Here is a 22,796-nt window from a genome sequence, read left to right on the forward strand (position 1 = left end):
GCCATGCCCTACATCCCCAGCACTGCCACGCGCGCCCATATATCGTGCTTGCGTCGTGCCGGCGGTCCGCGGCAGGTGGCTGCATCGCCTCCAGCGCGATCGGCTCATGGCAGCGACCGCATTCCGCCCCGGCGAAACTGGAGGCCGGGAGGTGCGCGTATCTCGACGCTGCGTCCTTGAACTTCCGGCCCTTGCCTCGGGCGGCTTCACGCTGACAATCCGGATGGACCAGCCAGCTTATGTTTCCTCGTTCGTCTGCCGTCGACCAGGCCAAGGGCGGTTTGTGTCCAAGCAGTCTCTCGGCCGCACGCATACCTACCAGCGGTGAGCGCTTCACTAGGCCGTTACTCGCGCAGACGATACAGCGGCGCATCGGGCCTCTCATATGCAGCCATGCCGCGCCGCAGATGACGAGCGCGCCCAGTGCGTACAGAACCCAGACCCACATGATTCGGTCCTACTGCTTCGACACCCGGCCTCCGATGACCCCCGCGAACTGAAGGATGCTACTTGATGAACGGATCGTGCGGTGGTCTCCATCGGACGGTGGGCTGGCCGAGGCGGCCGTTCACCGGCTGCCCGGTGATCTCATGGAGTCCCGGACATGGACGAGCGCCGCGCTCGATCCGGATCCATAGGCGCGGTCTATGAGTGTGACAGGCGACACATCTTGGACCCTGTGGTGGTCGAGGTTGCACAGTGAGCGCAGTCGAGCCTTCGAGGAGGATGCATGGCATCCATGGCTGCACATCACGACCGGCCGCCGGGTTCGCGTGGTGCCGGCGGCGCGCGGACGGACGTCGAGAAGGTCCTGCTCGGCGGTACGACGTACCGCAGCCTGGCCGAGCAGCGTCTCTCCCCGGCCGAGGAGCGGTTCGAGAAGGGCCGCCGGATGGTCGGATGGTTCCTCGCCCCCGCCGTGGCCCTCCTGTTCGGCCTGCTCCCGCTGGACATGGACGGCACGCAGCAGACGCTCGGCGCCGTGCTGCTGGGCGTGATCGTGCTGTGGATCTGCGAGCCGGTGCCCATCCCGGTCGGGGGCCTGATCGGGGTATCCGCGATCATCTTGCTGGGGGTGGCCCCTTCCGACGAGGTGCTGGCGCCGTTCGGCTCGACCACGGTGTTCACCTTCATCGGGGCGTTCATCCTGGCCCAGGCCATGCTCAAGCACGGGGTGGCGCAGCGCGTGGCGTTCTTCGTCCTCGGGCTGCCCGGGGTCGGGCGGTCGACGGTGCGCATCATCCTGGCCTTCGGCGGCATCACCTGCGTGCTGTCGGCGTTCGTGTCCAACACGGCGACCGTCGCGATGCTGATGCCGACCGCGCTGGGCATCCTGGCGGTGATCGCGCGGCTCATGCAGGACCGTGGCGTGGTGCGGCCGGACTTCGATCCGCTGCGGGTCCGGGTGGGCGCGGCGTTGATGCTCATGCTGGCCTACGGGGCCAGCGTCGGCGGGCTGATCACCCCGGTGGGGGCGCCGCCGAACCTCATCGGCCGCGGGCTGATCGAGGAGGCCACCGGGCAGCGCGTGTCGTTCGCCCAGTGGACCCTGACGGCCCTGCCGATCTGTGCCCTGATGTTCGCCGTCCTGGGCGTCATCCTGCTGCTGATCAACCGGCCCGAGGTCCGGCGCATCGAGGGTGTGGAGGACTACATCCGCGATCGCCGCGCCGAGCAGGGGCCGATGAGCCGGGCGGAGAAGAACACCGTGGTCGCGTTCGGGGTCACGGTGACGCTGTGGCTGCTCCCCGCGGTCGTCGGGCTGGTCTCCGGGACCGGCTCGGACGCTTACGCCCTCGTCGACGACCGGCTCAACGAGGGTGTCGTGGCCGTCGTCGGCGCCGCCCTGCTGTTCATCCTGCCGGTCGACTGGTCGCGTCAGGAGACCACGATGACGTGGCGCGACGCGAGCCGGATCGACTGGGGCACCATCCTGCTGTTCGGCACCGGGATCATCTTCGGCGCGATGCTGTCGTCCACCGGCCTGGCCAAGACCATCGGCGAGAGCGCGTCGAGCACCCTCGGCATCGCCAGCTCCTTCGCCATCACCGCGTTCGCGGTGGTCCTGGCGATCCTGATCTCCGAGACCACCAGCAACACCGCCTCGGCCGCGGTGGTGGTGCCGATCGTCATCCCGCTCGCGGTGGCGGCCGGGGTCGACCCGTTCGTCCCGGCGCTGGCCGCCACGTTCGGCGCGTCCTTCGGGTTCATGCTCCCGGTCTCCACGCCCCAGAACGCCATCGTCTACGGCACCGGATGCGTGCCCATCACACGGATGATCCGCTCAGGGATCACCTTCGACGTTGTCGGCGCGATCCTGATCATCGCGATCCTGCCCGTGATGGCCGCCCTCACCGGGATCGGAGGCTGAGCGACCGTGCGACGCGGGAGGTTCCTCGCCGGCTCGGAGGTCGCTCTGTCCGGCCCGGTGTCGGTACCGCCCTGGCAGCGACCCCGGCCGGTGTCCTGACCGGCCCCGAGTGGTCCGGCGGACCTGAACGCCTGCCGGAGGCGGGCATCGAGGCCCGGCTCCGATGTTCGGGCCCTCCTTCGGTGCCGACGACGACGTCCGGGTGGACAGCGGCAAGAGGGCCCGCATGCGCGCCCTGGACCGCATCCCGCCGGCACGACCTCGCGCCGTCCCCGCGGCCCGCTTCACCCGGGCGCGGTCGTACGGGTGCGAGGGCTGACCCGGCCGCCGCGCGGGTAGGAGCCGGCGGGCCGCCGGCCACCACGAGTCCTCTACCGTTTCGATAGGTGCTGCCTATGGAAGGCTGGAGGGGCCGTGGACGCACGCCAGTTGGGGTACTTCCTCGCCGTGGTCGACCACCAGGGCTTCGGACGTGCCGCCGAGCACGTCCATATCGCCCAGCCGTCGCTGTCGCAGGCCATCGCCAACCTCGAACGCGAGCTCGGAGTGCCGCTGTTCCACCGCGTGGGCCGGGGCGTCGTGCTCAGCGAGGCGGGCCGCCAGCTCGTCGAGCCGGCCCGGCAGGTCCTGCGCGACCTTGACACCGCCCGCGCCGTGGCGCAGTCGGTCAAAGGGCTGCAACGCGGGCGGCTGGATCTGGTGTCCATGCCGTCGCCCGGCATCGAGCCGCTGACGTCGATGATGACCCGGTTCGCCGCGGCCCATCCGGGGATCACGCTCAACGTGGACGGCGCGTTCACCCCGGATGAGGTGGTGGACGGCGTGCGCTCCGGGGTCGCCGAGATCGGCCTGCTCGGTTCGGCCGGCGACCTGCACGCCGCCGGGCTGCGCGTCCTGCCGATCGAGGACCAGCCCCTGATCCTCATCTCGCCCCCGGACCATGACCTGCCCGCGGGGGACACGGTGCGGCGCACGGATCTGCGCGGTCGCCGGCTGATCGTCTCCCAGCGCGGCAGCCTGATGCGCAGGCTCGTCGACGACATCCTCGCCAGCGGTGTCCAGGTGCACATCGCGGCGGAGATCGCGCACCGCACCTCGATCCTGCCGCTGGTGCTCGCCGGGTTCGGGCACGCGGTCATGCCGTCGTCGTGGACACCGCTCGCCGAACGGGCCGGCGCCGCCATCCACCACATCGAACCCGCGTCCCACCTGCGCGTCGCGCTCGTCAGCAGGCCCGCCGAGCTCACCCCGGCCGCTCGGGCGTTCCTCGGCATGGCCGCGTCCTGGTCGACGAAGCCGGAGGCTCCGGACGACCTCTAGCGCCGGATCGGGCGACGGTCGCCCGGGCCGGAGGCAGCGCCCGCCGGGGAAGACCGGGGCACGTCCGCGACCACGGACCTCGCCGGTACGGCGCTGGTCACAGATGGTCGATGATCGCCTGGGTGACGTCCGCGGTGGTGGCGGTGCCGCCGACGTCGGGTGTCATGACGCCCGCGCCGGTGGTGGCCTCGATGGCCTTACCGAGGCGCGCGGCCTCGTCGTGCAGGCCGAGGTGGTCGAGCATGAACGCGGCGCTGCCGACGGCGCCGATGGGATTGCACACGCCCCGGCCGGCGATGTCGGGAGCGGAACCATGGACGGGCTCGAACATGCTCGGGTAGCGACGTTCCGGGTTGAGGTTGGCGCTGGCGGCCAGGCCCAGGCTGCCGGCCAGGGCGCTGCCCAGGTCGGAGAGGATGTCGGCGTTGAGGTTGGAGGCGACGACGACCGACAGGTCCTCGGGGTGCAGGACGAACTTGGCCGACATCGCGTCGACCAGGACGCTTTCGGTCTCGACGTCGGGGTAGTCGGAGGCGACGCGGCGGAACGTGTCGTCCCACAGGACCATTCCGTACTGCTGGGCGTTGCTCTTGGTGACACTGGAGACCTTCTTGCGCGCCCTGGTGCGGGCGAGTTCGAAGGCGAAGCGGATGATGCGTTCGCAGCCGACTTCGGTGAACAGGGCGGACTGGACGGCGACCTCGCCGCCCGCCCCGCGAGCCGACAGATTGCGGCCGCCCAGGCCGGCGTACTCGCCCTCGCTGTTCTCCCGGACCACCACCCAGTCCAGTTCGGTGTCGTCGGCCTTGCGCAGCGGGCTGACCACTCCGGGCAGGAAGTGCACGGGGCGGACGTTGGCCCACTGGTCGAACCCCTGGCAGATCCTCAGACGCAGGCCCCACAGGCTGATGTGATCGGGCACGGTCGGCCAGCCGACGGCGCCGAAGTAGATGGCCTCGAAGTCCTGGAGGGTCGCCAGCCCGTCGTCCGGCATCATGACACCGTGTTCGGCGTAGTAGTCCGAGCCCCAGGGGAACTCGGTCCAGTCGAAGGCGAACGCCCCGCCGGACGCGGCGGCGAGCGCGTCGAGCACCGTGCGGCCCGCGGCCACGACCTCTGCCCCCACCCCGTCGGCGGGAATGGCGGCGATCCGAAACCTGCGCTGAGACGTCACGGGAGCTCCTCGGACGGGAATCGGCTGATAACGCTTCCGAGTCAAGCGCGGGGCCGCCGTACCCGTCCAACACCGATTGCCAATGCGACCCATAGACAGCGGCTATGTGTCCCGGTCGATCATCGGCAGGCCACAGCGGTCCATCACCGGCGACGACCGTGCGCGGGTGCTCCATGGCCGGCCCATGCGATCATATTCGTCCTCGAATCGACGGCCACCCATGTCGATATTGGACGTAGGTAGTTGATCTCTGGTCTGCTCTGCCCATGAGGTTCGATCTTCGGCTGCGGACCCGGTCGGGTGTCGCGGTATTGACGACGTCCGCCTTGCTCGCCTCGGCCTGCGGAACGAGTGCGCCCGCCGCCCGGACGGGTGCCGCGAAGCCCGCCGCCCAGACCAGCGGCGCGGCCCCCGCCGTCCGGTTCACCTCCAACCCCGGGCTCGAGCGCGCGTTGCGGGCACTCGAAGCGTCATACGAGGGACGCATCGGCGCGGTGGCGATCGACATGGGCACGGGCAAGGCCGTCGGCTATCGGGCGAACGAGCGTTTCCCCTTCAATTCGATGTTCAAGGTGTACGCGTGCGCCGCGGTTCTGAAGAAGGCACGCGACACCGACCCCGGCCTCCTCGACCGGGTGCTGCGCTGGAAGCCTGAGGAGGTGCTGGAGAATTCGCCGGAGACCAAGGAGTACACCGACACCGGCATGACCCCCGCACAGTTCTGCCGGGCGGCGGTCACCAAGAGCGACGGCTTCGCGGGCAACATGCTGCTGAGGCGGATCGGGGGGCCCGCCGGGCTGACCGGGTACTTCCGTTCTCTGGGAGACCCGGTGAGCCGGCTCGATCGCTACGAGCCCCACCTCACCGGGTGGCGGCCCGGCGAGACGCGCGACACCACCACTCCCGCGGCCGCCGCGGGCAGCCTGTCCCGGCTCACCGTGGGCGACGCCCTCGATGCCCGGGACAGGCACCGGCTGATCGGCTGGCTCCGCGGCTCACTCACCGGCAATGCGCGCATCCGGGCCGGTCTTCCCAAGGACTGGACGGTCGGGGACAAGACCGGCACCGGTGGCGCGAGCAACCACGGGACCGCGAACGACATCGCGATCGCCTGGCCGCCCGGCTCCTCCGCTCCGATCATCATCTCGGTCCTCACCAACCGGAGCACCAACGGCGTCCCCCACGACGAGAAGGTGATCGCCTCCGCCGCCACCCGACTGGCCGAAGCCCTCGGCCGGCTCTGACCCGCCACGGCCGATCCGAGGGCGCACGGTCGGGCCGTCCCGACCGTGCGCCCTCGCTCGTCGGCCGGTCAGGTCGCGGTGCCCTCGCGGACGCGTCGCGCGGCGGCGACCAGGTGGCGCAGGGACGCCTCGGTCTCGGGGTAGGCGCGGGTCTTCAATCCGCAGTCGGGGTTGACCCACAGCTTGGCGGGCTCGACGGCCTGCAGCGCCCGCCGCAGGTTGTCCTCCATCTCCTCGGCCGAGGGGACGCGGGGGGAGTGGATGTCGTAGACGCCGGGGCCGATGCCGTTCTCGTAGCCGGCGGCGCGCAGGTCGGCGACCAGCTCCATGCGTGAGCGGGCCGCTTCGACGCTGGTGACGTCGGCGTCCAGGGCCCCGATCGCGTCGATGATCTCGCCGAACTCCGAGTAGCACATGTGCGTGTGGATTTGCGTGGAGTCGGCCACTCCCGAAGTGGCCAGGCGGAACGCGCCGACCGCCCACTCCAGATAGGCCGCGTGCTCGGCTTCGCGCAGCGGCAGCAGTTCGCGCAGGGCGGGCTCGTCGACCTGGATGACGCGGATCCCCGCCGACTCCAGGTCACCGATCTCGTCACGCAGCGCGAGGGCCACCTGCCGCGCGGTCTCGGCCGGCGGCTGGTCGTCGCGGACGAACGACCACGCCAGCATGGTGACCGGGCCCGTCAGCATCCCCTTGACCGGCTTACCGGTCAGCCCCTGGGCGTAGGTGGTCCATCCGACGGTCATCGGCCGGGGCCGGGCGACGTCGCTGTGCAGGATCGGAGGCCGCACGTACCGGGACCCGTAGGACTGCACCCATCCGTGTTCGGTGGCGGCGTAGCCGTCCAGCCGCTCGGCGAAGTACTGGACCATGTCGTTGCGTTCGGGCTCGCCGTGCACGAGAACGTCCAGGCCCAGTTCCTCCTGCAAGGCGATGACCCGGCCGATCTCGTCCTTCATCGCCTGGGTGTAGGCGTCCTCGGAGACGCGCCCGCCCCTGCGGTCGGCGCGGGCCTTGCGGATCTCCGGTGTCTGGGGGAAGGAGCCGATGGTGGTGGTGGGCAGGTCGGGCAGCCTCAGCGCGGCGCGCTGGGCGGCGAACCGGGCGTTCCGGTCCCCGCGGCGCGCGTCGCCGAGCATGTCCAGGCGGGCACGGACGCGGTGGTCGATCCCCGCGGCCGGCGATGCGGCCTGAGCCGTGGGAGCCGGGGCGCCCTCGCGCATCGCCCTGCCCAGCGCGACGACCTCCTCGACCTTCTGCCGGGCGAACGCGAGCCGTCCCCGCACCGCGGGGTCGAGCGCGGTCTCGGCGTCCAGGTCGATCGGGACGTGCAGCAGTGAGCAGGAGGTCGCGACGGTGACCTGGTCGCACAGGCCGAGCAGCGCGGCGCAGGTCGCCATGGCCCGCCGGGAGCCGGCCCGCCAGACGTTGCGGCCGTCCACCACGCCCGCCACGACGGTCTTGCGCGGCAGCCCGCCGACCGAGGCGAGCACGTCCAGGTTGCCCGCTCCCGCGACGAAGTCCAGGGCGACGGCCTCGACGCGGGACCGGGCGAGGACGCGCAGCGCGTCCGCGCCGACCGTGCCGAAGTAGGTCGCCACCATCAGGCGCGGCCTGCTGGGCAGCTCGCCGAGCCGGGCGTACGCGCGGGCCAGCGCGGCGACCTCCTCCTCGGTCCGGTCCGCGACCAGCACGGGCTCGTCCAGCTGAACCCACTCGGCCCCGGCCCCCGACAGCCGTTCCAGCAACTCGGCGTACACCTCGACCAGCCCGTCCAGCAGGTCGAGCGGGCGGAACCCGTCAGGGGAACCCGCCGCCGGCTTGGCCAGCAGCAGGTAGGTCAGCGGCCCGACCAGCACCGGCCGCGTCTCGACGCCCAGCGCCCTGGCCTCCCGGTACTCGGAGACCGGTTTGGCATCGGCTCCGCCCGCCAGCCGGAACCTGGTGGCAGGGCCGACCTCGGGGACGATGTAGTGGTAGTTGGTGTCGAACCACTTGGTCATCTCCAGCGCGGGGACGTCCTGGACGCCGCGCGCCATGGCGAAGTAGCGGTCGAGACCGTCCAGGTGGCGGTAGCGGCCGGGGACGGCGTCGACGAGCACGCTGGTATCGAGCACCTGGTCGTAGTAGGAGAAGGTGTTCGACGGGATCGCGTCGAGCCCGGCGTCGCGCAACTCCGTCCAGACGGCACCGCGCAACTCGGCGCCGGCCTTCTCCAGGGCCGCCGCGTCGACGCGTCCGGCCCAGTAGTCCTCGGTGGCGAACTTGAGTTCTCGGCGCGCCCCGATGCGCGGGTATCCGAGGATCGTGGTGTTCATGGCGGCTTCCCTCGCTGAGCCACGGGCGGCCACGCGGAAGGAACGGCGCACGGCACGGCGGGGACCACCGCGTGCGAGCCGCAGGCCCTCCCTCGAGGCCGCAGACCACCGCACGCCGGCCGGCGCGCGGGCGGAGGCAGGTCTTCGGACTCGCGGGCTCCGCTCCTACCGAGGTAGGAGCGTCCTACTGGCCGTCGCTTCCCAGACCTGTGCGAGGCCCAGTGCGTGATGACGGCGGTCGTTCCCGCTCACCGCTGCGGGGCAGTCCCGGATTCTCACCGGGTTCCCTCTTACGACGCTCGAACCCCGAAGGGACCGAGCGAACCATCCACGCAAGCGAGTGTAGCGGCCCAGACCGCGCGCCCGGCCGCACACCTTCGTCGCCATGCGCGCCGCCGCCAGAGTCCTTCCCCTCCCCGGAGGCGGACTCCATCCGGTCCCTGTAACGGGTTGACTGACCACCAATGTGGACTATCATCGCGATATGTCGATTGATCTTGATTATGGAATGGGTTGTCTGGACGGGCTCATGCCGGCAGCGCTGTTCCATCCCCTCGCCGACCCGGTGAGGTCGCCGATCGTGCAGCGACCGGCCCGAGGCGAGGCGCGGGCGGTGGACCTGCCGTTCTACTCCGTCGCCGCCCCCGAGGTCTCGGACCTGCTGCGCCCGCCCCCGCACCGTCCAGCGACCGATCGCGCCACGCCGCTCTGCCCGGCCCACGGCACCGGCGCCGACCAGCAGGTAGGCGCCTGCACCCCCGAGAGGCGCGCGCGGACATGACCACGCTGTCGCTGGGGCCCTCACCGCGGCGGCGGGCGGTGCTGGCGCGGCGGGTACGGCTGCTGGTGGCCGCCACCATCACCTACAACGTGGTCGAGGCCATGGTCGCGATCGGCGCCGGGACGGTCGCGTCGTCGGGGGCGCTGGTGGCGTTCGGGCTGGACTCGGTGATCGAGGTCGCCTCCGCGGCCGCGGTCGCCTGGCAGTTCTCCGCCCGCGCACCGGAGTCGGTCGAGCGGCGGGAGCGGCGGGCGCTGCGGATCATCGCGGTCTCGTTCTTCACCCTGGCCGCCTACGTCAGCGTCGACTCGGTACGCGCCCTGGTCGGCGGCGGCGAGGCCGGACACTCGTCCGCGGGGCTGGTGCTGGCCGCCCTCAGCCTGGCCGTCATGCCGTTCCTGTCGTACGCCCAGCGCCGCGCCGGCCGCGAGCTCGGGTCGGCCAGCGCGGTGGCCGACTCGAAGCAGACCTTGCTGTGCACCTACCTGTCGGCCGTGCTGCTGATCGGCCTGGCGGTCAACAGCCTGTACGGATGGGCCTGGGCCGACCCGATCGCGGCGCTGGCCATCGCCGCCGTCGCGGTCAAGGAAGGTCGCGGCGCCTGGCGCGGGACCGCCTGCTGCCCGCACCCCGCCGTCCCCACCGGCGAGGACGCCGCCGTGGCCGCACGGTATTTCGGTGAAGCTTCGCGCTTGCACGGAAAGTGACCATTCCATCGTGATGTCTTGAAGGGAGGCGTGTGCCGTCCCGGCTCGCGGAGGGAACGTAGGCGGCAGCAGCACGCCGGTGAACAGGAGAACGGCCGAACACGGCCGGGCACGTCGCCCCACGCGACCGCGGCGCCGATCACGTCGGGCCGCCCGGGATCCAGTCCGCTGAGGAGAGAAACCATGGCGAAAGGCTTCAAGGGGAGGATCTCCCTCGACATCCGCGACTCGGAACCGGATTGGGAGCCGTTCCTGTCACCGTGGGCGCCCAAGGGGTCCCCGAACGTGCTGATGATCGTGTGGGACGACGTCGGCTACGGGACGATGGACTGCTACGGCGGTCCGGTGAAGACGCCGACGATGACCCGGATAGCGAACCTGGGCCTGCGCTATTCGAATTTCCACACCACCGCGCTGTGCTCGCCCACCAGGGCCTCGTTACTGAGCGGCCGGAACGCGACCTCGAACGGAATGGCAACGATCGCCGAGTTCAGCGACGGGTTTCCTGGGATCTCCACCCGCATTCCGGTCGAGAACGGGTTCATCTCGGAGGTCCTGTCCGAACGCGGCTACAACACCTATTGCATCGGCAAGTGGCACCTCACCCCAGGGTGGGAGACCAGCATGGCCGCGTACAAGGGACGGTGGCCTCTGGGGTGCGGGTTCGAGCGGTTCTACGGCTTCCTCAACGGCGAGTCGAGCTGCTGGTATCCGAGCCTGGTCCACGACAACCACCAGGTCGGCCCTCCGGCGACGCCCGAGGAGGGGTACCACATCGCCAGGGACCTGTCCGACAAGGCCATCGCGTTCATCCGCGACGCCAAGGTGGTCGAGCCGGACAAGCCGTTCTTCATGTACCTGGCGCTCGACGCGGCCCACGCGCCGCACCATGTCTTCACCGAGTGGGCCGACAGGTACAAGGGGGTGTTCGACCAGGGCTACGAGGCGATCCGGCCCGAGATCCTGCGCCGCCAGAAAGAGATCGGCCTGCTGCCCGAGGGCACCGAGCCGTCCCCGATCAACCCCCACGGCGAGCCGGAGGCCACCGGGCCGGACGGTCAGCCGTGGCCGCAGCTCGACACCGTCCGGCCATGGGAGTCCCTCAACGAGGGCGAGCGGCGGCTGTTCACCCGGATGGCCGAGGTCTTCGCCGGTTACGTCTCCTACACCGACGACCAGCTCGGCCGGGTGATCGACTTCCTGGAGTCCACCGGCGAGCTCGACAACACGATCATCGTGGCGGTCTCCGACAACGGTGGAAGCGGTGAGGGCGGGCCGGACGGGACGTTCAACGAGATGCGGTTCTTCAACGGCCTGCCCACCCCGGCCGAGCTGTCCCTGGAGCACATCGACGAACTCGGCGGCCCGTCATCCTACAACCACTACAACACCGGATGGGCGTGGGCGTTCGACACCCCGTTCCCGTACTGGAAGCGCTGGGCCGGCTACGAGGGCGGTGTGGCCGACATGTGCCTGGTCGCCTGGCCCGCCAAGATCAAGGCCCGCGGGGAGGTGCGCCACCAGTACGTCCACGCGGTCGACGTCGTCCCGACGCTCTACGACCTGCTGGGCATCGAACCGCCGGAGGTGCTCAAGGGACGTCCGCAGAACCCGATCGAGGGCCAGAGCTTCGCGGCCTCGGTCACCGACCCCTCGGCGCCGGGGAAGCGGACGCAGTTCTACACGATGCTGGGGCAGCGTGCGATCTACCACGACGGATGGCTGGCCTGCACCGTGCATCCTCCGCTGAGCGGCTGGGGCAGGTTCGAGGACGACGAGTGGGAACTCTACGACCTCACCACGGACCGCGCCCAGTGCAACAACCTGGCCGCGCGGGAGCCGGGCCGGATGGAGACGCTCAAGAGCCTGTGGTACTACCACGCCGGCATCTACAACGGGCTTCCGCTGGACGACCGCACCGCGTTGGAGCAGACCCTGAGCGAGCGCCCGCAGGGCACCCCCGCCCGTGACCGCTACGTCTACTACCCCGACTGCGCGCCGGTGCCCGAGCAGTCCGGCGCGGTGATCAGCGGCCGGTCGTACGCCATCGCCGCCGGGGTCGAGATCCACTCGGCCGACGCCGAAGGCGTCCTGTTCGCCCAGGGCGGCGTCTCGGGCGGGCACAGCCTCTACATCAAGGACCAGCGTCTGCACTACGCCTTCAACTGGGTGGGCAGCCGCCTGCAGGTCGTGACCGCCGACCTGCGGATCGAGCCGGGCAGGCACGTGTTCACGGCCGAGTTCCGGGCCGAGGGCCGCAGCACCGATCCCGAGATGCCCGGTGCCGAGGGACCCCTCACCCTGTACCTGGACGAGCAGCGGGTGGGCGGCGACCGCATCGTCACCCAGCCCAGCTACTTCTGCGTCGTCGGAGACGGGATCTGCGTCGGCCGCGACGAGGGTTCGCCCGTCACCCGCGACTACCGGGCGCCGTTCCCGTTCACCGGAGGCACCATCGACAAGGTCGTCGTCGACGTCTCCGGCGACCGTTTCGTCGACCACGAGGCGGAGGTGCGCGGCTGGCTGGCGATCGACTGATCGGCTGGTCGCGGGCGGCGGCCAAGGCGGTGATGGCCCGGATGTCGCCGCCGTGACGGTGTGCGCGAGCAGTGCCTCCAGGGGCCGCGGACGTCCGGAGCCTGCCCCGGAGCCGGTTCCGGGTGGTTCCGGGACATGACTGTCATCAGCAGGCCGGATGCACCGTCGCGCGGAGTTCGGTGTACGAGTCGAGTGCGTAGGTGCCGCCGCTGCGCCCGAGGCCACTGGCCTTGTTGCCGCCGAAGGGGAGATCTCCCCGCCGGGCGCAGGTGTTGATGCCGACCTGCGCGGCGGCCAGCCGGGCGGCCACGCGGCGCGCCGCGTCGAGGTCGCGCGAGTAGACCTGGTCGGTCAGCCCGTAGCGGGTCGAGTTGGCGATGGCGACCGCTTCGTCGTCGGAGGACGTCCGGGTGACGCAGACGACCGGGCCGAACGCCTCCTCCTGCATGACCGTCGTCTCCGGGCCGACGCCCGTCACGAGGGTGGCGGGGTGGAAGTAGCCGTGATCCGGGACGTCCGCCGCGGCGTGCACCGTCCCGCCTTCCGCGCGGGCACCGGCCACCAGCGCGCCGACGCGGTCGCGCTGGACCTCGCTGATCAGCGGGACGGTGGTCGTCGCGGGGTCTCGCGGGTCGCCGTGCACGAGGTCGCCCAGCGTGGCGCGCAGCCGCCCGACGAGCTCGTCGTGCACCGAGGCGTCGGCGATGACGCGGGAGGGCGTCACGCAGATCTGCCCGGAGTGGACCGTCCACGCCCGCGTCGCGCCGGCGACGACGGCGTCGAGGTCCGCGTCGGCCCGTACGACGAGCGCGCCCTTGCCGCCGAGCTCGAGGAGGAGCCGCTTCATGCCGGGCGCCGCCGACCGGTAGATCTCGGTGCCGACCACCGTGCTGCCGGTGAAGCTGATCGCACCGACCTCGGGGTGGTCGACCAGCGCGGCACCGGGCTCGGCGCCCGCGCCCGTCACCAGGTTGACCGCACCCGCCGGCGCGCCTTCCGCCCGCAGGGCCTCGTTGAGCGCCTCGGTGAGCGCGATGACCAGCAGCGGGTCCTGCGGGGCGGGCTTCATCACCACGGTGTTGCCGGCGAACAGGGCGGGCGCGACCTTCGCGACCATCGCGAGCAGCGGGAAGTTGTAGGGACTGATGCAGCCGACCACGCCGACCGGCGTGCGCGTGACCGTTCCCGCGAGACCGGCCCTCACGGGCTCCGCCGGGACGGTGAGCAGGTCCGCGGGCAGGGTGGACCAGTGCCGGAGCCGGGTCAGCGCTGCGTCGACCTGGGTCTGCTCGGCGACGGCCCGGCGGGCGCCCGTGTCGGCGATGGCCAGGTCGACGAGCTCGTCGCGCCGGCCTTCGAGCAGCTCGCCGGCGCGGCCGAGGACGCGGCGGCGGGTCTCGACCGGGGTCGCCGCCCAGGCGTCGCGCGCCTCGGCGGCGGCGGCCACGGCGGCGTCGGCCGCGGTGCGGTCACCGTCGGCGACCACGGCGATGACCTGCTCGGTGTAGGGGTCGGTGACGTCGTACGTCCTTGAGGTGCTCAGCGAGTCGCCGGCGATCGAGTGGTGGTGGGCGGTCGTGGTCACGAGGTGCTCCCGAATCGGAGGAAGCCACGGTCGATGCGGCCGTTGCGGAGGTCGTCGACGAGCCGGGCCGCGCCCTCCAGGGGTACGACCGCCGACACGAGCGGGTTCAGGTCGAGCTCGCCGCGAAGGACGCGCTCGGCGAGGTCGGGAAGCTTCCGGTGCGGGTCGACCGAGCCCATGCGGCAGCCGAGCAGGGACTTGTCGTGGAACAGGTCGCGGACCTCGAGGCCGAGCGTCGCACCGGTCGGCGGCAGCCCGAGCACGACGACCCGTCCGCCCCCGCCGAGGGACTTGATCGCGGCGTCCAGGAGTCCGGTGTGGCCGGCGCACTCGAACGCGGCGTCCACGCCACCGGGCACCAGCGCCCGCACGCCCGGAGCGATCTGCGACGGGTCGTCCGGGATGAGGAAGTCGGTCGCCCCGCACATGCGGGCGATCCGCTCCTTCGCCGGGTTGCGGTCGACGACCACGATGCGCTCCGCGCCGGCCGCCCGGGCGGCGAGGACCGCGTTCAGGCCGATCCCGCCGGCGCCGGTCACGAGCACGGACTCCCCGGCGCGGAGCCGGGCGCGGTCCTCCACGGCACCGAACGCGGTGATCGTGGCGCAGCCGAGCATGGCGGCGACCGGGGCGGGGATCTCCGCGGGCATCGCGATGACCTGCTCCTGGGCCACCACGATCCGCTCGGCGAAGGCGCCGATCCTGACGAACTGGTGCACGACGTCGCCGTCGCGGCGGAACGGGCTGGCGACGGGCCGGCCGGAAGCGGGGCAGAGGGTCGGCCGGCCTTCGCGGCAGTGGCGGCACTCGCCGCATCGGCGCAGAACGGTGAGCACGACCCGCTGACCCACGGGCACGTCGGCGCCGGGGCCCGCCGCGGAGACCACACCGACGGCCTCGTGGCCGAGGATGGCCGGCGTGGGCTGAGGAATGCGGCCCTCCATCGGGCTGACGTCGCTGTGGCACAGGCCGGCCATGGTGATGTCGACGGCGACCTCGCCCGGACCCGGCGGGCGGACCTCGATGGTGGAGTCGACGTGGAGACCTGTTCCGTCCCAGACCAGTGCGCGCACGGGCGTTTCCTCATGATCGTTCTAACCATTCTAAACAGCTTTTGCTGAGTGGAATCTATCGTCGGGTGAACCGGTGCCACAAGACGCGCCCCAGCCGGGGCGCCGCCAGGGCGACGCTCCAGGTGTCCCGGTCTATCGCGTTGCGGACGGCCGGGCGGTCGGGCCAGGGCCGGGGCTGCCGAACCCGGGGGAGTCCCCTGCCTATGCGAGCATCGCGCCGATCCGGTCGATCTGGGGCAGGGCGTCCTCGAAGAGCAGTGACAGGTAGACGCCGTCGACGTGCGTCGAGAGTTCCTCCAGCCGGGCCCGGCAGTCGTCCGCGCGTCCCACGACGGCGAAGCGGTCGAGCAGGTAGTCCTCGATGTCGGGCCGGTCCGCGAACATCGTCGCGTTCGCGGTCGCTCCGGAGCGGCCGTGCGAGCCGTAGTCGTAGGTCGCGTAGCGCTCGGCCAGCACGCCGGCGTACTCCTCGGGCACGTTCTTGCCCTCGAAGGTCGACGCGAAGGAGAAGTGCGACGCGCCCACCGCGCGCGGGACGAGACGTCGCCGCAGGTCGCGCACCTCGTCCTCGTCCCGTCCGATGGCGATCCTCACCGATGCCCAGATCTCGGGAGGTGCGGCGCCGCCGGCGCGGGCGGCGTGCGCGCGCTCGCGTATCGTGCGGAGCGCGACGGGGTCCCCGCCGACGCCGGCGATGACACCGTCGGCCACGCGCCCGGCGATGCGCGCGGTCGCGGGACCGCTGGCCGCGACGAGCAGGAAGGGGTGGACGCCGGCCGCCCGCGCGGAATCGGCCACCGAGCGCCCGAAGTGCTCGAGGTCGGCCAGGGACGCGGGCCGGAGGCCGAAGGTGTGCACGGCCGAGTCGCCTCGACCGAACCCCAGGCGGAACCGGCCGGGATGGGCGGAGGTCAGGGCGCGCACGGCGCTGGCGTGTACCGACCAGTGCCGGGTCACGGGGTTGGTCACGCTGGTGCTCACGACCAGCGAGGACGTCGCGCCGAGCGCGTCGGTGCAGGCGGAGTAGAGCTCTCCGTAGCCGGGGGAGTCGCCGATCCCGATCCCCCACAGGCCGGCCGCCTCGCACCGGGCGGCCACCTCCCGGGTCAGGCCGGAGGAAAGCGGGAGCCAGTTGGTGCACAGGCGCATGGTCATACCTCTCCGTCGCGTCGTGACCCTTGACAGGGCCCCAGGATCACACAGATGATTCATACCAGGTGAATTAGATTCCGCTCAATAGAATCGAAGTGGTCGTGACGATGCTGGGAGGGGCCCGATGACTGAGGCCGTGCGCTCCGAGTCGCCCCCGACGGGCGACGTCGCGCCGAGCGCTGACAAGATCCGCATCGAAGGGTTGTCCTACCGATACCGCCGCCGCGGCCGGGAGGACGTCGTCGCCCTCGACGACGTCGACCTGACCGTCGGGCGTGGCGAGTTCCTCTCGGTCGCCGGGCCGTCGGGCTGCGGGAAGTCGACGCTGCTGCGGGTGCTCGCGGGGTTGCAGAAGCCCACGGACGGAGTCGTCCGGATCAACCACGAGCACCGGGACCGGCCGCTCGTCGCCCCGGTGTTCCAGGAGTACTCGATCTTCCCCTGGCGCTCGGTCGAGGCGAACGTGCGCCTGGGGCTCGACGCCGCCGGTGTGGACCGCGCCGAGGCGCGCCGCCGCTCGCAGGAGTGGATCGAGCGGGTCGGCCTCACCGGGTTCGAGAAGGCGCTCCCGGGCAACCTGTCCGGTGGCATGAAGCAGCGCGTCGCACTGGCTCGCGCGTTCGTCGTCGAGCCCGAGATCCTGTTGATGGACGAGCCCTTCGCGGCGCTCGACGCGCAGCTGCGCAAGGTGCTCCAGGAGGAGCTCCTCGCCATCGTCCGCGAGCACACCTACACGGTCTTCTTCGTCACCCACAACCTCGACGAGGCGATCCTCCTCTCCGACCGGATCGCCCTGATGTCGGCCCGTCCGGGACGCATGCGCCGCATCGTCGACGTCCCGTTCGCGCGCCCGCGGTCGGCGGAGCTGAGGAAGGACCCGGAGTTCGCCCGGCTCGAGCAGGACCTCTGGGACGACCTCAAAGACGACGTCGAGACGATCGAGGAGGCCGTCCGATGACCGTGCAGATGGACCGGAGCGTGTCCCGGGACGAGGGGAACTGGGTCGAGCGCCGGCCCGACCCCAGGCAGCGGTCGGCGGCGTACCAGGCGAGGCGCGACGGCGTCCTGCGGCTCGTGCTCGGCCTCGTGCTCCCGGTCGGCATGCTCGTCGCCTGGGAGATCTCGGCCCGGTCGGGCTGGATCGACGCCCGCTTCTTCAGCCAGCCGAGCGCGGTGGCGGCGAAGGCGCAGGAGGACCTGCGGAGCGGATTGCTCTGGTCCGAGCTCAAGATCACCATCGTCCGGCTGCTGACCGGCTACGTCATCGGATCGCTGGCCGGAATCCTCGTCGGCCTCCTGATGAGCCAGGTGAAGATCCTGCGCTGGATGCTCGAGCCCATGATCCGCGCGCTCTACGTCATTCCGAAGCTCGCGCTGCTGCCGCTGTTCCTGCTCCTCTTCGGGCTCGGCGAGATGCCGAAGCTGGTCTTCATCTCCCTCGGCACGTTCTACATCGTCGCCTTCACGACGTTGTCCGCCGCGATGATGATCCCCACCGCGTTCCACGAGGTCGCGCGGTCCTACGGCCTGTCATCCGGGCAGCGGTTCCGCTGGATGATCGTTCCGGCGATCACGCCGCAGATCGTCTCCAGCCTCAAGCTCGCCTCGGGCATCTCCATGCTGCTGGTCATCGCCGTCGAGTTCGTCAACGCCCACGAGGGCCTCGGCTACTACACCTGGCACGCCTGGCAGATCTTCGTCCCCGACCGGATGTACGTCGGCGTCGTGACCGTCTCGATCCTCGGTGTCCTGTTCGGCGGACTGGTCGGGTTGCTCGGCTCCCGCCTGGTGCGCTGGGCGGACAGCGAGTACGCCCAGAGCCGCTGACCCGGGCCACCCCGCAACGCACATCCCTTCCACCATGCAGGACCTGCCCGCGTTCGACGACGAGCGCCGGGAGGGACTCGCATTTCCGCAGACGGGAAAGCAGCACAACGCATGACCACACCACTCGAGCCGCAGCCCGCTGGTCCGGGCCCCGCCGCCCAGCCGACCGAGACATCCGAGCTGCGCGAGATCGCCCGTCAGGTCGCGGAGAAGCGCTACGCGCCCCACGTCGAGCAGTGGGACCGCGACCGGACCGTCATCGCGCATGACGAGCGGCGCTACCTGGGGTCCCTCGGATGGTTGGGCATCGCTCTTCCCGAGGAGTACGGAGGCGCCGGAGGAACGTTCGCCGAAGCCCTGACCGTGGTCGAGGAGCTGGCGAAGGTCTGGCCACCGGCGGCCTTCCAGGTCTTCGAGGCCAACGTCGGACCGGCGCAGCACCTGGTGCGACTCGGCACCGAGGAGCAGAGGCGGCGGTTCCTGCCCGGGGTGATCAGCGGTGACAACGCGATGGCCATCGGCATCTCCGAGCCGGACGCCGGATCGGCCGCCACCGACATGGTCACCCGCGCGGAGATCAAGGGCGACACCGTCGTGGTGCGCGGCCTGAAACGCTGGATCTCCAACGGCGGAGACGCGGACCGCTACCTCGTCTACTGCCGGATGAACGACGTCCCGGGGGCCAGGGGCATCGGAGCCGTGATCGTCGAGGCCGACCGCAAGGGCGTCTCGTTCGGGGCCCGTGAGCGGCTGATGGGCTTCCGGGGCCTGCCGTCCGCGGACGTGATCCTCGACGACGTGGAGATCCCGGTCGAGAACATCGTCGTCCGGCCTCCCGACGGCTTCCGCGACCTCTTCTCGATGTTCTCCATCGAACGGCTGGGCAACACCACGATGAGCCTCGCTCTGGGGCAGGCCGCTCTGGACAAGACCATCGCCTACGTCCAGGAGCGCGAGCAGTTCGGCCGGCCCATCGCCGAGTTCCAGGCGGTTCAGGTCACCCTCGCGGACATGCTCCTGGAGGTCGAGTCGGTGCGCATGCTCCGCGACCGCGCGGTGGCCGGGCTCGACGCCGGCACCCCGAGCACCCTGCACGTCTCGCTCGCCAAGTGCGCGGCCAACGAGATGGCCAAGCGGGTCACCGACATGGCGATGATGCTGCACGGCGCCAACGGCTATACCGAGGAGTACGGCCTGGAGCGGATGCACAGGGACGCGCACGGCTGGGCGCTCGCCGGCGGCACCCCCGACATTCAGCGCACCCGCATCGCCTCCGAGCTGCTCGGGCGGTCCTTCGACCAGCGTCCGGCGCGCAAGGCCACCGCCGACGGCCGGGAGGCGTGAGCCATGGCCGAACTTCGCGAGGTCGTCATCGTCGACGGGTGCCGCACCCCGATGGGCAAGGGCAAGCCGGGGGGCGCGCTGAGCGGCCTCCACCCCGTCGAGCTCCTCGCCCAGACCCTCACCCACCTCGTCTCGCGGACGTCCATCGACCCGGGCATCGTCGGGGACGTCATCGTGGGCTGCGTCAGCCAGGCCGGTGAGCAGTCCGCGACACCCGGCCGGATGGCCTGGCTCTCCGCGGGCTTCCCCGTGCACGTCCCGTCCACCACCGTCGAGCGCAAGTGCGGCTCGGGGCAGCAGGCGATCGAGTTCGCCGCCCAGGGCATCGCGACGGGCATGCACGACGTCGTCATCGCCGCGGGGGTCGAGTCGATGAGCCGCGTCCCGATGGGGATCGCCCGTATCGACCAGGACCCCTGGGGGCCCGGCGTCGCCGGGCGCTTCCGCCTGGTCCCGCAAGGCGTCGCCGCCGAGCGGGTCGCCGAGACCTGGGGCATCACCCGCGAGGAGCAGGACCGGCTCGCCGCGGCCTCCCACCGGCGGGCACAGGCCACCGCCGCGTCCGGCGGCTTCGACGACGAGATCATCCCGATCACCCTTCCCGACGGCACCAGGGTCACCGCCGACGAGACCATCCGCCCGGCCACCACGGTCGAAGGCCTCGCCGGGCTCAAGGCCGCCTTCGCGTCCGAGGACTACGCCGCCCTCCTGCCGGGCCGCACCTGGTCGGTCACCGCCGGGAACAGCTCCCAGCTCACCGACGGGGCGGCGGCCGTGCTGCTGATGAGCGCGGAGAAGGCCGAGCGGCTCGGCCTCGCCCCGCGCGCACGGATCACCGGTTCGTCCGTCGTCGGTGATGACCCCGAGATGATGCTGACCGGCCCCATCCCGGCGACCCGGCGGATCCTGGAGCGCACCGGCCTCGGGCTCGGCGACTTCGACTCCTTCGAGGTCAACGAGGCCTTCGCCTCCGTCCCGCTCGCCTGGGCCAAGGAGCTCGGAGCCGACCTCGCGCGCCTGAACCCGCGCGGCGGCGCGATCGCGCTCGGCCACCCGCTCGGTGCGAGCGGATGCCGCATCTTCGTCACCCTCCTCAACCACCTGGAGCAGACCGGTGGCACCCGCGGTCTCCAGACCATGTGCGAGGCCGGCGGCCTCGCGAACGCGACCGTCCTCGAGCGGATCGCCTGACGGCGCACGCCACCGACGACACGAAGGGCACAACGAATGGACATCCGGGGCAAGGCGGTACTCGTCACCGGAGCAGCGTCCGGCCTGGGCCGGGCGACCGCGCAGCGACTGGTCACCGCTGGAGCGCACGTCGTCCTCCTGGACCTGGAGAGCAGCGACGGCGAGCTCGTCGCCAAGGATCTCGGCGCGGCGGCCGAGGGACGGGTACGGTTCGCCGCGGCCGACGTGACCGACTCCGATCAGGTCGCCGCGGCCGTGCGGGCCGCGACCGAGCTCGGCGAGCTCCGCGCGCTCGTGCACTGCGCAGGCCGGGGCGGGCCCGTCCGGGTCGTCGAGAAGGACGGCACGCCGGGCTCCATGGAGCGGTTCCAGGACGTGATCCAGACCAACCTGATCGGAACCTTCAACGTGCTGCGCCACGCCGCCGCGGCGATGGTCCCTCTCGACGACCTGCCCGACGGCGAGCGCGGCGCGTGCGTGCTCACCGCCTCGGTCGCGGCCTGGGAGGGGCAGATCGGGCAGCTCCCGTACGCCGCCTCCAAGGCCGGCGTGGTCGGCATGACCCTCGTCGCCGCCCGTGACCTGGCCCGGAACCATGTCCGCGTCAACACGATCGCACCGGGCCTGTTCGACACCCCGATCCTCTCCCGCGTGCCGGGGGAGGTCCGAGACCGGCTGGCCGCCTCGATCCCGCACCCGGCGCGCCTGGGCGACCCCGCGGACTTCGCCTCCCTGGCCGCGCACATCATCACCAACCCCATGCTCAACGGCGAGACGATCCGGCTCGACGGCGCCATCCGGATGGCGCCCCGATGACGCCGGCCGAGTCCGCGCCCGCTCCCACGGAAAGGCGATCCTTCATGAGCATCGACACCACGACTCCCGCAGCCGGCCTCCCGCCGGGGGACGGCCCGTCCGGGCAGGAGCCGATGTTCGACGTCGCCCGCGACGTCTGGGACCCGGCCACGCTCGACCCGGAGCCGACGTACGACGGCATGTGGGCGGAGCTCACGCCACGTCAGCGCGAGATCCGGGAACTGGCCCGCGAGGTGGCCGTCCGCGAACTCCGCCCGATGGCCGGCCGCTGGGACGAGACCGAGGAGTTCCCGCGCAGGACCTTCGAGGCCGTCGTCGAGACCGGGCTCGTCGGACTCACGATCCCGAAGCGGTACGGCGGCCAGGGCGAGACCCTGCTCGAGGGATGCATCGTGGTCGAGGAGCTGGCGCGCGCCTGCCTGAGCACCGCGATGTCGGTCCAGCCGTTCCTGAACGGCCCGTGGCGCGCGATCAACGTGCTCGGTACCGAGGAGATGAAGGACCGGCTGCTCCCCGGGGTGGCCGACGGCACGAACCACTTCGCGATCGCCATGAGCGAGCCGGCCGCCGGCAGCGCCGGCACCGACCTCCGGGCCACCCTGACCCCGGACGGCGACGGGTTCCGGCTGACCGGCACCAAGTGCTGGATCACCGGTGGTCACGTCGCCGACACCATCATCGTGTTCGCCCGCCTGGCCGGCACCGCCGGCCCCTACGGCATCGGTGCCGTGGTGCTCACCGGGCGTCCCGACGGGATGGGCGAGTTCCACGTCGACCCGAAGATGGGGATCCGTGGCGTCGCCGAGTGCCTGGTGCACTTCGACAACGTGCGCGTCGGCCCGGAGGACGTCCTGGTCATGCCCGAGGAGCACTCCAAGAAGGGCACCGGCATCCTCGTCAACCAGTTCAACCCCGAGCGGTGCGGCAACGCCGCCATGTGCACGGGGCTCGGCCAGGCGGCCCTCGACGCGAGCGTCGGCCATCTCAACGCCCGCCGCCAGTTCGGCCGCCCGCTCGCGGAGTTCCAGGGACTGCAGTGGAAGATCGCCGACATGGCGTTGGACGTGCACGTCTCGCGGATGCTGCTGTGGCGGGCCGCCCGCAGCGGGGACGGGGGCTTCCCGGACCAGATGGAGACTCTCATGGCCAAGCTCCACAGCAGCGAGATGGTGCAGCGGGTCACCAACACGGCCATCGGCATCCACGGCGCCCGCGGCTACTCGCGTCGCTGGCCGGTGGAGCGCTACTTCCGCGACGGGCGCGGCCTCGCGATGGGCGGCGGGACGCCCGAGGTGATGCGCAACGTGCTCGGTGCCCAGGTGCTCGGCGTCAGCGGCAGCCAGCGGAGGAAGTGA

Annotated in this window: 18 protein-coding genes and 1 riboswitch; of the genes, 13 read left to right on the plus strand and 5 right to left on the minus strand. The window is 71.4% G+C overall.

Annotated features, from left to right (window positions below):
• Positions 1-739 precede the first annotated feature (739 nt).
• The 3 genes from IW256_RS14265 to IW256_RS14275 all read left to right on the plus strand — a co-directional run bounded on the left by IW256_RS14265 (position 740) and on the right by IW256_RS14275 (position 3,691).
• Positions 740-2,371, plus strand: coding sequence for an SLC13 family permease (locus IW256_RS14265; protein WP_231403776.1), 1,632 nt, complete (start codon positions 740-742; stop codon positions 2,369-2,371).
• Between the two features lie 163 nt (positions 2,372-2,534).
• Positions 2,535-2,690: a hypothetical protein gene (locus IW256_RS14270; protein ID WP_197011431.1), complete on the plus strand. Its 156-nt coding sequence runs from the start codon at positions 2,535-2,537 to the stop codon at positions 2,688-2,690.
• A 95-nt stretch (positions 2,691-2,785) separates the two neighbouring features.
• The gene (locus tag IW256_RS14275) at positions 2,786-3,691 is read left to right on the plus strand and encodes a LysR family transcriptional regulator (RefSeq protein WP_197011432.1); all 906 of its coding nucleotides are present in this window, start codon (positions 2,786-2,788) and stop codon (positions 3,689-3,691) included.
• Between the two features lie 97 nt (positions 3,692-3,788).
• Here IW256_RS14275 and IW256_RS14280 read toward each other — a convergent pair whose 3' ends face one another.
• Entirely contained in the window at positions 3,789-4,865 is a 1,077-nt protein-coding gene (locus tag IW256_RS14280) for a tartrate dehydrogenase (protein ID WP_197011433.1), read from the minus strand.
• A 266-nt stretch (positions 4,866-5,131) separates the two neighbouring features.
• Here IW256_RS14280 and bla point away from each other — a divergent pair, with 266 nt between their 5' ends.
• Positions 5,132-6,109, plus strand: a complete 978-nt coding sequence (bla, locus tag IW256_RS14285; RefSeq protein ID WP_197011434.1) for a class A beta-lactamase — start codon at positions 5,132-5,134, stop codon at positions 6,107-6,109.
• A gap of 68 nt (positions 6,110-6,177) precedes the next feature.
• Here bla and metE read toward each other — a convergent pair whose 3' ends face one another.
• A complete protein-coding gene (gene metE / locus IW256_RS14290; protein WP_197011435.1) occupies positions 6,178-8,427 on the minus strand; it encodes a 5-methyltetrahydropteroyltriglutamate--homocysteine S-methyltransferase in 2,250 nt (749 codons plus the stop codon).
• Between the two features lie 134 nt (positions 8,428-8,561).
• Positions 8,562-8,754: riboswitch (cobalamin riboswitch) on the minus strand.
• Positions 8,755-8,956: 202 nt separating this feature from the next.
• Here metE and IW256_RS14295 point away from each other — a divergent pair.
• From IW256_RS14295 to IW256_RS14305, 3 genes are all read left to right on the plus strand, one after another.
• Complete coding sequence (locus IW256_RS14295) at positions 8,957-9,208, plus strand: hypothetical protein (protein WP_231403778.1); 252 nt, start codon at positions 8,957-8,959, stop codon at positions 9,206-9,208.
• A complete protein-coding gene (locus IW256_RS14300) occupies positions 9,205-9,915 on the plus strand; it encodes a cation efflux transmembrane domain-containing protein (protein WP_197011436.1) in 711 nt (236 codons plus the stop codon). Before IW256_RS14295 ends, IW256_RS14300 begins: the two co-directional genes overlap by 4 nt.
• Before the next feature lie 183 nt (positions 9,916-10,098).
• Positions 10,099-12,453: an arylsulfatase gene (locus IW256_RS14305; protein WP_197011437.1), complete on the plus strand. Its 2,355-nt coding sequence runs from the start codon at positions 10,099-10,101 to the stop codon at positions 12,451-12,453.
• 145 nt (positions 12,454-12,598) lie between these two features.
• On the opposite strand, the gene IW256_RS14310 is transcribed toward IW256_RS14305, so the two are convergent.
• From IW256_RS14310 to IW256_RS14320, 3 genes are all read right to left on the minus strand, one after another.
• Complete coding sequence (locus tag IW256_RS14310; RefSeq protein WP_197011438.1) at positions 12,599-14,038, minus strand: aldehyde dehydrogenase family protein; 1,440 nt, start codon at positions 14,036-14,038, stop codon at positions 12,599-12,601.
• Positions 14,035-15,111 (minus strand): alcohol dehydrogenase catalytic domain-containing protein, encoded by a 1,077-nt coding sequence (locus IW256_RS14315; protein ID WP_197011439.1) that lies wholly within the window; start codon positions 15,109-15,111, stop codon positions 14,035-14,037. The genes IW256_RS14310 and IW256_RS14315 overlap by 4 nt, the downstream gene beginning before the upstream one ends.
• 201 nt (positions 15,112-15,312) lie before the next feature.
• On the minus strand, positions 15,313-16,266 hold the full coding sequence (locus IW256_RS14320; protein WP_197011440.1) for an LLM class flavin-dependent oxidoreductase: 954 nt from the start codon (positions 16,264-16,266) through the stop codon (positions 15,313-15,315).
• Between the two features lie 121 nt (positions 16,267-16,387).
• Between IW256_RS14320 and IW256_RS14325 the strand changes: the two genes are divergently transcribed.
• The 6 genes from IW256_RS14325 to IW256_RS14350 all read left to right on the plus strand — a co-directional run bounded on the left by IW256_RS14325 (position 16,388) and on the right by IW256_RS14350 (position 22,796).
• The gene (locus tag IW256_RS14325; protein ID WP_197011441.1) at positions 16,388-17,221 is read left to right on the plus strand and encodes an ABC transporter ATP-binding protein; all 834 of its coding nucleotides are present in this window, start codon (positions 16,388-16,390) and stop codon (positions 17,219-17,221) included.
• Positions 17,218-18,090: an ABC transporter permease gene (locus IW256_RS14330; RefSeq protein WP_197011442.1), complete on the plus strand. Its 873-nt coding sequence runs from the start codon at positions 17,218-17,220 to the stop codon at positions 18,088-18,090. The genes IW256_RS14325 and IW256_RS14330 overlap by 4 nt, the downstream gene beginning before the upstream one ends.
• 111 nt (positions 18,091-18,201) lie before the next feature.
• A complete protein-coding gene (locus tag IW256_RS14335; RefSeq protein WP_197011443.1) occupies positions 18,202-19,434 on the plus strand; it encodes an acyl-CoA dehydrogenase family protein in 1,233 nt (410 codons plus the stop codon).
• A 3-nt stretch (positions 19,435-19,437) separates the two neighbouring features.
• On the plus strand, positions 19,438-20,625 hold the full coding sequence (locus IW256_RS14340) for a thiolase family protein (RefSeq protein WP_197011444.1): 1,188 nt from the start codon (positions 19,438-19,440) through the stop codon (positions 20,623-20,625).
• 36 nt (positions 20,626-20,661) lie between these two features.
• On the plus strand, positions 20,662-21,441 hold the full coding sequence (locus IW256_RS14345; protein WP_197011445.1) for an SDR family NAD(P)-dependent oxidoreductase: 780 nt from the start codon (positions 20,662-20,664) through the stop codon (positions 21,439-21,441).
• A 44-nt stretch (positions 21,442-21,485) separates the two neighbouring features.
• The gene (locus tag IW256_RS14350; RefSeq protein WP_197011446.1) at positions 21,486-22,796 is read left to right on the plus strand and encodes an acyl-CoA dehydrogenase family protein; all 1,311 of its coding nucleotides are present in this window, start codon (positions 21,486-21,488) and stop codon (positions 22,794-22,796) included.

The sequence above is a fragment of the Actinomadura viridis genome, assembly GCF_015751755.1.
Taxonomy (GTDB): domain Bacteria; phylum Actinomycetota; class Actinomycetes; order Streptosporangiales; family Streptosporangiaceae; genus Spirillospora; species Spirillospora viridis.